This window comes from Corallococcus sp. 4LFB, from assembly GCF_046520365.1.
Taxonomy (GTDB): domain Bacteria; phylum Myxococcota; class Myxococcia; order Myxococcales; family Myxococcaceae; genus Corallococcus; species Corallococcus caeni.
The window spans coordinates 1-10,326 of record NZ_JBKGHJ010000320.1 but is presented as its reverse complement, the minus strand read 5'-3'; the positions used below and the strand labels follow the sequence as shown (position 1 = coordinate 10,326).

The following is a 10,326-nucleotide window of genomic DNA, read 5'->3' as shown; positions in this document are numbered from 1 at the left end:
GAGCTGGAGGTGGGCGCGTTCGGCGCCGCCATGGTCGTCACGCCTCCCGTCGCCGCGCTCGGCACCTGGGGCATGGGCGAGGTCGCGTTCGGCGACAGCCAGGATCGCGGCCGCGCGTACCTGGGCGCGCTCGGCGGCGCGACGGTGGGGATGCTGCTGGGCATCGCCGCGCATGAGGGCCTGCGGCACCTGGCCGGCTCCAGCGAACGGCTGGACTTCCTGCGCCGCTACCTCGCGCTGTCGCTCATCGGCTCTGGCGCCACCGTTGGCTATCAGTGGAGCCGCACCCCCACTCCCAGGCATTGACGCGTCGTTTCGCCGCACCGGCGTTTCAATTTTCCTCCCGTGTGCGGCACCTCGGCGCCCCGCCCTCCGCGCCAGCGCCCGAGCCCGAGCCATTGGCGCTGGTGTTGTCAGTCCCCGTCCCTAGAGTGCTCCGTGCAGCGCAAACACCACGCAAGGAGACGACACCATGCAGGCTCGCAAGAACGTCCGTCGCATCGCCTTCGTCCTCGCCGCCGCCGCCACCGTGATGGGCCTGGGCATCGCCGCCACGCCGTCCTCCGCCGACGCGCAGGACTGCACGCCCACGTGTTTCAAGAACCCCATCACCGGGCAGATCACCTGTACGTACCCCTGCCCGTAGTCCCGGGCCGGCCACGACCGTGATGTAAAAAGGCCCCACCCGCTTCATGCCGGGTCGGGGCCTTCTTCCTGCCCGCGGCGCGCGTGCGCGCTACTCCGAGCGCATCGCCTCCACGGGGTCCAGCTTCGCCGCGCGCGCCGCCGGATAGATGCCGAAGAGCAGGCCCACCCCGCAGCTCATGACCAGCGACACCACCACGGACCACAGGGGGACCTCCGTGGGGAGGTTGATCATCCACCGGGCCAGGTGCGCCAGGCCCGCGCCCAGCGCCACGCCCACCGCGCCGCCCACCAGCGACAGCACCACCGCCTCCAGCGCGAACTGCGCGAGGATGCGGTAGCGCTTGGCGCCCAGCGCCTTGCGGATGCCAATCTCCCGCGTCCGCTCCGTCACGGCGACCAGCATGATGTTCAGGATGCCGATGCCGCCCACCAGCAGCGACAGGATGCACACGCCGAAGCTGGCGGCGGACACCGCGGAGGAGAGGTTGTTGAACATCTCCGTGGCGGAGGCGTTGTTGTAGAGGAAGAAGTCGTCCGGTTCGTGCGGCTTGAGCCCGTGGCGGCGGCGCATGAGCAGCGTCACTTCATCCTGGGCGCGCTGGAGGACCTCCGGGGACGTGGCCTGGATGCTGATGCGGAAGTCGCGCACGCCGAACATGGACGCGAACGTGGACAGGGGAATCATGGCCTGGTTGTCCTGGCTGCCGCCGCCCAGGAACCCGCCCCGGCGCTTGAGCGTGCCCACCACCTGGAAGGTGCGCCCCAGCATGCGGAACTCGCGGCCCAGGGGATCCAGCCCGGGCCACAGCGTGTCCGCCAGGTCCTTGCCAATCACCGCCACGCGCCGCCCGTCCACGAACTCCGCGTCGGTGAAGGGCCGGCCGGTGTCGAGGCTCACCGCGTTCGTGTAGAAGTACTCCGCCGTGCCCGCCCAGACGTTCACGTTGGGGCGCGACTCGCGCTCGGCGGTGGAGGCCTTCTGGCCGCCCTTGGAGTCCTCACCGGCCGCCCGCGCGATGGAGGGCTGCGAGCGGATGGCGTCCAGGTCCGCGTAGGTGAGGCGCGGCCGGCGCGCGAGCTCCGCGACGGACAGCTGGCCCTGGCCGAAGGGCAGCCGCTGCACCTGGAAGCAGTCGCTGCCCAGCTCCGACATCTGGTTGTTCACCTGGTTCTTGAGCCCCTCGATGAGGGACATCATGGACACCACGGTGGTGACGCCGATGACGATGCCCAGCAGCGTCAGGAAGGAGCGCAGGGGGTTGGAGCGGAACGTGCCGAACGCCAGCCGCACCGTGTCCCAGAAAGCCATCCACATGGTCAGGTCTCCCGCTCGCGCCTAGTCGTGGCGGAGCGCTTCCACGGGGTCCAGGTTCGCGGCGCGCGCCGCCGGCCAGATGCCGAACAGCAGGCCCACCACGGCGGAGAAGCCCACGCCCAGCACCACCGTCAGGGGCTGCACCGCCGCCGCCAGGGGCGTGAGGTAGTTCACCAGCCACGCGAGGGTCATGCCCACCGCGGTGCCCAGCGCGCCGCCCACCGCGGAGACGCTGGCCGCCTCCATGAGGAACTGGAGGATGATGGTGTGCTTGCGCGCGCCCAGCGCCCGGCGGACGCCGATCTCCCGCGTCCTTTCGCGCACGGACACCAGCATGATGTTCATGATGCCGATGCCGCCCACCAGCAGCGTGATGAGGCCCACGCCCGTGGCCGCGCCGTAGAGCGCGCCGGTGAGCTGCTTGTACATGTTGGCCAGCTGGTCCGGCCGGTTGATGGCGAAGTCGTCCGGCGCGCCGGGCTTGGTGTTGCGTTCGCGGCGCAGCGTCTCCGTGAGCCGGTCCTGCACGCGGGGCACGTTCTCCTGCTGGTCCACCGCGAGGACGAAGTTCACGTCGCGCTGGGTGCCGAAGTGCCCCTGGAACGCGGGGTACGGCAGCATCACCACCAGGTCCACGTTCTGGCCCAGCACGGTGCCGCGCTCCACGATGACGCCCGCGACGCGGTAGGGGCGGCGGTCCACGAGGATGCGGTGGCCCACGGGGTTGATGCCCGGGAAGAGCACCTTGCCCACCTCCGCGCCAATCACCACGACGGCGGAGCGGTTGTCCACGTCCGCCTGCGTGAGGAAGCGGCCCTGGCCCATCTCCACCGAGGACGTCATGGCGTAGTCCGGGCTGGTGCCCATGGTCTGCACGGAGGCGATCTTCCGGTTCTGGAAGGCCACCTCCGCGTTGACGAACATCATGGGGGCCACCGCGACCACGTGCTCGGAGGCGTTGCGCAGCGGGTTCGCCAGGTCCAGCGAGAGCGCCTTGCGGTTGCGGTACGCCCACCAGTCCCCGTTCATCACCCAGGGGAACTTGGACACCTGGAGCGTGTTGGAGCCAATCTTGTTGAGCTGGTCGGCGAAGGAGCTGTTCAGCCCCTGGATGATGCCGACGATGGCCAGCAGGGTGCACACGCCCACGCCGATACCCACCGTGGTGAGCACCGTCCGCAGCCGGTTGGAGCGCAGCGAGGTCAGCGCGATGCGCGCCCCCTCCCACACGTCGACCCGGAAGTTCACGAAACCACCCCTTCACGCTGGAAGCCGCGCGGCCTGGCGCACCGGGAAGGCTCCCCGGCGGCCGGGCCGCGTCAGCCACTCTACGCCCAGGAAGGCCGCCCATTGCACGCGCCTTCGCCGGGCGCCCGCTCCACGGCGGGGTTTCCCGGTTTCAGGGCAGCACGGTCACCGTGTCACCGGTCAGGCGCACCTTGACGGTGACCTCGTTGGGCAGCGCGTCCGCTTCGTCCACGATGTGGTTCTCATCCACGCCCACGCGCACGGTGTACTCGCCGTCCGGGGTGTCGGTGACGTCCAGCCACTGGCAGGGCAGGTCCGCGGTGTAGACGTCCGACCAGCCCGGCGAGATGCCCGTGCCCGGGTCGTACCAGGCGAACGGGGTGCCGTCCGCGCAGTACTGGGTGAAGTCGACCATGTAGAAGCCCTGCTTGCGCCCCACCGACAGCGAGTTTCCGGAGGCGTCCTTCAGGTCGTAGCCAGCGAAGTTCGTCAGGTGGTGGTGGTCGTGGCACTCGTCGTAGACGAAGAGGTCCGGCCGCTCCTCCGGCGAGGGCACCACCAGCGGGCCCGTGCCCAGGTTCATGATGGAGGTGGTGAAGCGCAGGAGGCGCCGCTCACCGCCCGCGGGCACGCAGCCCTCGCGCACCTCGCAGGAGTCCGCCGTGAAGGAGCGCCGCTCGATGTAGAGCGTGCGGGCGAGGACGTCCCGGTCCACCGTGAGGTCCGGCTTGCCGTTGACCGGATCCACCTGGAGGTTGCACGTCTTCGTCGGAGCCAGCGCGGGCGCGGGTTCCCCTGAGTCCGGCACCGCGCCGCCGCCGTACACCACCACCCGGCCCAGGGCGGCCGTGCCGCTGCCGCCCGAGGGCGTGCCGCTGAGTCCCGAGGACACGCCCACCACCAGGTCGTCGTACCCGTCCCCGTCCAGGTCGCCCGCGGAGGCCAGGCCCAGGTAGTCGGTGCCCATGGACGTCTGGGGGGCGAGCCGGTTGGCGCGCGGCCACGCCCAGACGGGCTCCAGCGGGCCGGACACGTTCGCGGTGGGGCGGAAGAGGTACGCGCGGCCCACGGCGCCGATGACGAAGTCGTGGCCCGTGCCACCCTCCACCATGGCGCCCACGGGGGCGACGGTCTTGCTGAAGGTGAGGAAGGACTGGCCGAAGAGGGGGAAGGCCGCGTCGTCCATGGGCTGCCAGGTGACCTGCGGCGCGTAGCCGGGGCTCGCGGCGTCGGACAGGTGCAGGCGCTGGCTGCCGTTCAGGAGCAGCAGCGCCTCCGAGCGGCCGTCTCCGTTCAGGTCGGCAGCGCGGCGAAGGACTCGGCCTGGCCCGTCCACACGGGCTGGGCCGTGAGCGGCCCTTCACAGACGCGAGCGCTGCCCGCCTTGCAGCCCAGGAAGAGCTCCACCGTGGAGTCGTTGTGGGTCACGGCCAGGTCCTGGACCCCGTCCCCGTCGGCGTCTCCCGCCGGGCTGGGGACGCCGGTCAACGTGCGCACGGCGGTGAAGGCCCCCTCCGGTGCCCCCGGCGTCGCCCGGTACACGGTGAGCTCCCCGGCGAGCGTGGAGACGGCGAGCTCGTCCTTCCCGTCCCCGTCCAGGTCCAAGAGCCGCGCGCCGCTGAAGCGGACGGTGGTGGAGTCCGGCGCGCGGAACACCGGCTGGGTCAACACCTGGGACAGGTCCGGTCCGCCCTTGAAGACGCTGACGCCGAAGGAGGTGGCGACGAGCACGTCCGCGTACGCGTCCCCGTCAAGGTCGCCCGTGCTCACCGTCATCTTGTAGCTGGAGGCGCGGGGGCTGGGGTGCACCCACGTCATGGTCGTGGTGACGGGCGTCGTCGAGAAGTCGCGCGCCTCGCCCGCGTACACCATCACGCGGCCGGGGTCCGTCATGGTGCTCGCGCAGGGCGCGGACGTCACCAGCAGGTCCTTGCGCCCATCGCCGTTGACGTCGCCCAGCGCCACGGTGCGGCCGAAGCACTCGTGGGGGTTCGTGCCGTCGCCGGTCACCTGCCAGCGCGGCGTCTCGGAGAGGGTGGGACTGACGGAGGTGCCGCCATCATCCCCCGGGCCCGCGTCCGGCGTGCCGGCATCGGGTGGGGGCTTCGGATCATCCTTGCAGCCTGTCAGGACCAGCAGCCCCACCACCGCGAAAGACCGCGCGAACCGCATCCGCATGTATCGCTCCCCGGGAATGAACCGGCCGGCCTTCCACCGGCCTCGTTCCTGTGCCCAAGGAGCCCCTTCGCCAGGAAACGATGCGCGCGGACTTCTTCGCGCCGCCTCAGGGCAGCACGGTCACGGTGTCCCCCTTCAGCCGCACCTTGACGGTGGCCTCGTTGGGCAGCGCGTCGAGCTCGTCGATGATGTGGTTCTCATCCACGCCCACGCGCACGGTGTAGTCGCCGTCCGGGGTGTCCGTGACGTCCAGCCACTGGCAGGCGGTGTCCGCGGTGTAGACGTCCGACCAGCCCGGGGAGATGCCCGTGCCCGGGTCGTACCAGGCGAACGGGGTGCCGTCCGCGCAGTACTGGGTGAAGTCGACCATGTAGAAGCCCTGCTTGCGCCCCACCGACAGCGAGTTTCCGGAGGCGTCCTTCAGGTCGTAGCCAGCGAAGTTCGTCAGGTGGTGGTGGTCGTGGCACTCGTCGTAGACGAAGAGGTCCGGCCGCTCCTCCGGCGAGGGCACCACCAGCGGGCCCGTGCCCAGGTTCATGATGGAGGTGGTGAAGCGCAGGAGGCGCCGCTCACCGCCCGCGGGCACGCAGCCCTCGCGCACCTCGCAGGAGTCCGCCGTGAAGGAGCGCCGCTCGATGTAGAGCGTGCGGGCGAGGACGTCCCGGTCCACCGTGAGGTCCGGCTTGCCGTTGACCGGATCCACCTGGAGGTTGCACGTCTTCGTCGGAGCCAGCGCGGGCGCGGGTTCCCCTGAGTCCGGCACCGCGCCGCCGCCGTACACCACCACCCGGCCCGGCGCGCGCGTGCCGTCGTTCTCCTGCGAGAGGCCCACCACCAGGTCGTCGAATCCGTCCCCGTCCAGGTCGCCGGGGCTCGCCACGCTGGGGAGGCTGAAGCCCAGCATCGTCTGGGGCAGCAGGCGGTTGGCGCGCGGCCACGCCCAGACGGGCTCCAGCGGGCCGGACACGTTCGCCGTGGGGCGGAAGAGGTACACGCGGCCCAGCGCGGTGAGGACGAAGTCGTGGCCCGTGCCGCCCTTGGCCATGGCGCCCACGGGGAGCGCCTGGACGGCCACGCTGGGGAAGGCCGGGTCGTCCATCAGCTGCCACGCGGGCGTGGCGGAGTAGCCCTGGACGGAGGCGTCCGACAGGTGCAGGCGCACGCTGCCCCTGAGCGATGCGATCAGCTCCGGACGGCCATCCCCGCTCAGGTCCGGAATGGACCTCATGCCCTCCGCCGTGCCCCTCCACACCGGCTGCGTGGTGAGCGGCCCATCACACGCGCGCGTGCTGTCCGCCTTGCATCCCAGGAAGAGGCCGTAGCTGTTCGCCTCGTCGAGCAGGGTGAGGAACAGGTCCTGGGCGCCGTCCCCGTCGGTGTCCCCCGCGGGCGACGCGTAGCCGGACAGCACGCGCACGTTGGTGAAGGGGGCCGTCCCGCCGGGCGTCGCGCGGTAGACCGTGGTGCTGCCGGAGAAGGTCGTGACGACCAGGTCGTCCAGCCCATCCCCGTCCAGGTCCAGCAGCCGCGCGCTGCCGAAGCGCAGGGTGCTGGAGTCCGGCGCGCGGAACACCGGCTGGGCGAACACCTGGGACAGGTCCGGCCCGCCCTTGAACACGCTGACGCCGTAGTAGCCCTTCACCACCACGTCCGCGTACGCGTCCCCGTCGATGTCGCCCGTGGCCACCGTCAGCTGGTAGCCCGACGTGCGCGGGCTGGGGTGCACCCAGGACAGCTTCGCCATGACGGGCGTCTTCGAGAAGGAGGACGCCTGCCTCGGGTACACCATCACGCGGCCGGGGTTCGTGGGGCCGCTCGTGCACGGCGGTGAGGCCACGAGCAGGTCCTGGAGGCCGTCGCCGTTGACGTCGCCCAGCGCCACGCTCCGGCCGAAGCACTCCTTCGGCTCCAGGCCGTCCCCCTCCACCTGCCAGCGCGGCGTCTCGGAGAGGGTGGGCCCGGCGGTGCCGGCGTCGCCCTGGGAGCCGCGTCGGCTCCGGCGTCCGGCGCTCCCGCGTCGGGCTGGGGCTTCGGGTCGCCCTTGCAGCCCGCCGTCAGGAACAGCGCTCCGGCGCAGGCCAGCGCTCCATGGATCCGCATGCGTCACTCCTCGGGCAGGACACGGCCGCGGGCCGGGCTCGTCCCGCCTTGAAGGGGCCGGAGGATAGGGCCGCGCGCCCAGGGCCTGGAAAGCCCTTGCCCCCTGACGCCTTCCGCGCGCCGCCATTCACGGGGGATTCCTGGAGACAGGGCAGCCAAGCAGGCGGGCATGGCCAGCCTCCACCGCCATCCCCAGATTCGCGCGGATGCATGCGCGCCATGGCTGAGACCGCCGCCGACACCGTCCCGCAGCCCCACGCCGCGCCGGCGTCCGAGCGGTTCAGCCGCGCCCAGAAGGCGTTCACGCTGGCGGGGGCGCTCCTGGGGCTGCTGCTGGCGGCGTTGGATCAGACCATCGTCGCCACGGCGGGGCCCACCATCCAGGCGGACCTCCACATCGCGCCGGAGCACTACCCGTGGCTCACCACCGCGTACCTGGTGGCCTCCACGATGATGGTGCCCGTGTGGGGCAAGCTGTCGGACCTGCTGGGCCGCCGCGCGGTGCTGGTGGCGGGCATCGCCGTGTTCCTCACCGGCAGCTTCCTGTGCGGCGCGTCCCGCTCCACGCTCGCGCTCGTCCTCTGCCGCGCGGTGCAGGGGCTGGGCAGCGCGGCCCTCTTCACCGGCTCCCTGGCGGTGGTGGCGGACCTCTTCCCCCCGCGCGACCGGGGCAAGTACCAGGGCCTGTTCGGCGCGGTGTTCGGCCTGTCCAGCGTCGTTGGCCCGCTGGCCGGCGGCTTCATCACCGACGCGCTGGGCTGGCACTGGGTGTTCTTCATCAACCTGCCGGTGGGCGCGCTCGCGCTGGCGCTCATCTTCCTGCGCATGCCGCCGCTCAAGCCGGAGGGCGTGCACGGCGGGAGGCTGGACCTCGCGGGCGCGGCGGCGCTGGCGGTGGGCGTGGTGCCGCTCTTGCTCGCGCTCAGCCTGGGCCATGGCGCGGCGACGCCCCGGGCGGGAGGGTTCGCGTGGGGCTCCGCGCCCATCCTGGGGCTGTTCGCGCTGTCGGCGGTGGGCCTGGGGCTCTTCGTGTGGCGGGAGCGCCACGCGAAGGAGCCGCTGCTGGAGCCGTCGCTGTTCCGCCTGCGCGCGTTCTCCGTGGGCAACGCGGCGGTGTTCACCATTGGCGCGGTGTTCCTGGCGTCCGTCACCTTCCTGCCGCTGTTCATGGTGAACGTGGTGGGGCTGTCCGCGACGCACTCCGGGCTGACGCTCACGCCGCTGACGCTGGGCGTGGTGGCGGGCAACGTGCTGTCCGGGCAGCTGGTGTCGCGGATGGGCCGCTACAAGGCGCTGATGGTGGGGGCGCTCTTGTTCCTCATGGGCGGCTTCGCGGTGATGGGCTTCACGCTGACGCCCGACTCCAGCCAGGCGGAGGTCACGGTGAAGATGGTGCTGGTGGGCCTGGGCCTGGGCCCGTCCATCCCGCTCTACACCGTGGCGGTGCAGAACGCCGTGCCGCAGCGGCGCATTGGCGTGGCCACGTCCGCGACCACGTTCTTCCGGCAGCTGGGCATGACGGTGGGCGTGGCGCTGCTGGGCACCGTGTTCGCGGGCACGCTGGGCCGGGAGCTGCACGCGCGCACGCGGCAGGCCACGCGCGGACTGCCCCCGGACGTGCAACGGGAGCTGCGCGCGTCCGCGCCGGGAGGTCTGGGCGGCGAGGCGCGCCGCAGGGCCAGCGGTTCCAGCCGGAGCAGGTGAAGGCGAGGCTGAGGGAGGGCTTCGAGGAGGAACGGCGGCAGGCCCTGCGGGAAGGACCCGAGGCCCGCGCGCGCGTGGACGCGGACGAGGCCCGCGCGCTGTCCACCGTGGACCACGTGGAGCGCGCGCTCAAGGAGTCCTTCACCCGCGCGACGATGGCGGTGTACCGCTTCGCCATCCTCGTAGCGCTGGCGGCCCTGTTCGTCACGCTGCTGCTTCCGGAGCTGCCGCTCCGCGAGGGCGGGCCGCGCAAGGCCCCGGCGGAGGCGTAGCGCCCCCGCCTTCCGCATCGCCGCGCGGGGCGGCTTCCGCCCGGGCGCCCTACTTCTTCCCCGGCGGCGTCACGTCCGCCTCCGGCGCGGTGGGACGCGCGAGCGTGCCCGGCGCCTCCGCCAGCGCGTACGCCATCCACGTCACCGCCGCGGTGCTGCGCGACAGGTCCTGCGGGTCCACCTTGTCCAGCGTGTCCGCCATGGAGTGGTGCACGTCGAAGTAGCGGCTGCTGTCCACGCGCACGCCCACGAAGGGCACGTGCGCGGGCTCCATGGGGCTCAAGTCCGCGCCCGTCGCGTGCCCCACCAGGAACTGGGCCGCGCCCAGCCCCTCCAGCGGCGCCATCCACGGCCGCAGCAGCGCCTCACCGCCCGGCCCCGCGTGCAGGCTCACGCCCAGGGGCCGCCCGCCGCCCGCGTCCATCTCGATGGCGGCCACGTGCCTGGGCAGCTCCTTCGCGTGCGCCTCCGCGTACGCGCGGCCTCCGCGCAGGCCGTTCTCCTCGTTCATGAAGAGCACCACGCGCACCGTGCGCCGGGGCGCCTGGGCAGCTTCGCGATGAGCCGCGCGGCCTCCATCACCATCACCACGCCCGCGCCGTCGTCGTGCGCGCCCGTGCCCACGTCCCACGAGTCCAGGTGCGCGCCCAGCAGCACCACCTCGTCCGGCTTCTCGCGGCCCCGCACCTCCGCCACCACGTTGGACGAGTCCGCCTCCGGCAGCTCCGAGCACCCCAGCACCAGCCGCACCTTCACCGCCCCGCCCTGGAGCATCCGGTGCAGCGTCAGCGCGTCCTCCACGGACACCGCCGCCGCGGGCAGGCGCGGGCCGCCCTCTTCGAAGCGCGTGGCCCCGGTGTG

At 72.2% G+C, this 10,326-nt stretch carries 8 protein-coding genes and 2 pseudogenes; 4 read left to right on the top strand and 6 right to left on the bottom strand.

Annotated elements, in window-relative coordinates; all coding sequences use genetic code 11:
• Positions 1 to 306 (top strand): annotated as a pseudogene (locus ACLEQD_RS28365) (hypothetical protein); the annotation flags it as partial.
• A 166-nt stretch (positions 307 to 472) separates the two neighbouring features.
• Complete coding sequence (locus ACLEQD_RS28360; protein ID WP_014392946.1) at positions 473 to 646, top strand: hypothetical protein; 174 nt, start codon at positions 473 to 475, stop codon at positions 644 to 646.
• A 90-nt stretch (positions 647 to 736) separates the two neighbouring features.
• Here the strand turns inward: ACLEQD_RS28360 and ACLEQD_RS28355 are convergent, their stop codons facing one another.
• The 5 genes from ACLEQD_RS28355 to ACLEQD_RS28335 form a co-directional block, all read right to left on the bottom strand.
• Positions 737 to 1,957: an ABC transporter permease gene (locus ACLEQD_RS28355; RefSeq protein ID WP_410388235.1), complete on the bottom strand. Its 1,221-nt coding sequence runs from the start codon at positions 1,955 to 1,957 to the stop codon at positions 737 to 739.
• Positions 1,958 to 1,984: 27 nt separating this feature from the next.
• Positions 1,985 to 3,211: an ABC transporter permease gene (locus tag ACLEQD_RS28350; RefSeq protein WP_410388233.1), complete on the bottom strand. Its 1,227-nt coding sequence runs from the start codon at positions 3,209 to 3,211 to the stop codon at positions 1,985 to 1,987.
• A gap of 151 nt (positions 3,212 to 3,362) precedes the next feature.
• Positions 3,363 to 4,547, bottom strand: coding sequence for a lysyl oxidase family protein (locus ACLEQD_RS28345; protein WP_410388231.1), 1,185 nt, complete (start codon positions 4,545 to 4,547; stop codon positions 3,363 to 3,365).
• Positions 4,505 to 5,389: an FG-GAP repeat domain-containing protein gene (locus ACLEQD_RS28340; protein ID WP_410388229.1), complete on the bottom strand. Its 885-nt coding sequence runs from the start codon at positions 5,387 to 5,389 to the stop codon at positions 4,505 to 4,507. Before ACLEQD_RS28340 ends, ACLEQD_RS28345 begins: the two co-directional genes overlap by 43 nt.
• A gap of 106 nt (positions 5,390 to 5,495) precedes the next feature.
• Entirely contained in the window at positions 5,496 to 7,271 is a 1,776-nt protein-coding gene (locus ACLEQD_RS28335; RefSeq protein ID WP_410388228.1) for a lysyl oxidase family protein, read from the bottom strand.
• A 437-nt stretch (positions 7,272 to 7,708) separates the two neighbouring features.
• On the opposite strand from ACLEQD_RS28335, the gene ACLEQD_RS28330 reads away from it, so the two are divergent.
• Together ACLEQD_RS28330 and ACLEQD_RS28325 are read left to right on the top strand one after the other, a co-directional pair.
• On the top strand, positions 7,709 to 9,193 hold the full coding sequence (locus ACLEQD_RS28330; RefSeq protein ID WP_410388226.1) for an MDR family MFS transporter: 1,485 nt from the start codon (positions 7,709 to 7,711) through the stop codon (positions 9,191 to 9,193).
• Positions 9,190 to 9,465 carry a hypothetical protein gene (locus ACLEQD_RS28325; RefSeq protein WP_410388224.1) on the top strand — a complete coding sequence of 92 codons (276 nt, stop codon included), beginning with the start codon at positions 9,190 to 9,192 and terminating at the stop codon, positions 9,463 to 9,465. The genes ACLEQD_RS28330 and ACLEQD_RS28325 overlap by 4 nt, the downstream gene beginning before the upstream one ends.
• A gap of 49 nt (positions 9,466 to 9,514) precedes the next feature.
• On the opposite strand, the pseudogene ACLEQD_RS28320 reads toward ACLEQD_RS28325, so the two are convergent.
• Positions 9,515 to 10,326 (bottom strand): annotated as a pseudogene (locus ACLEQD_RS28320) (M20/M25/M40 family metallo-hydrolase); the annotation flags it as partial.

Bases quoted from the DNA above. Each gene is read 5' to 3' on its own strand.
- ACLEQD_RS28360 (WP_014392946.1), top strand. From the start codon at position 473: ATGCAGGCTCGCAAGAACGTCCGTCGCATCGCCTTCGTCCTCGCCGCC.
- ACLEQD_RS28355 (WP_410388235.1), bottom strand. From the start codon at position 1,957: ATGGCTTTCTGGGACACGGTGCGGCTGGCGTTCGGCACGTTCCGCTCC.
- ACLEQD_RS28340 (WP_410388229.1), bottom strand. From the start codon at position 5,389: ATGCGGATGCGGTTCGCGCGGTCTTTCGCGGTGGTGGGGCTGCTGGTC.
- ACLEQD_RS28330 (WP_410388226.1), top strand. From the start codon at position 7,709: ATGGCTGAGACCGCCGCCGACACCGTCCCGCAGCCCCACGCCGCGCCG.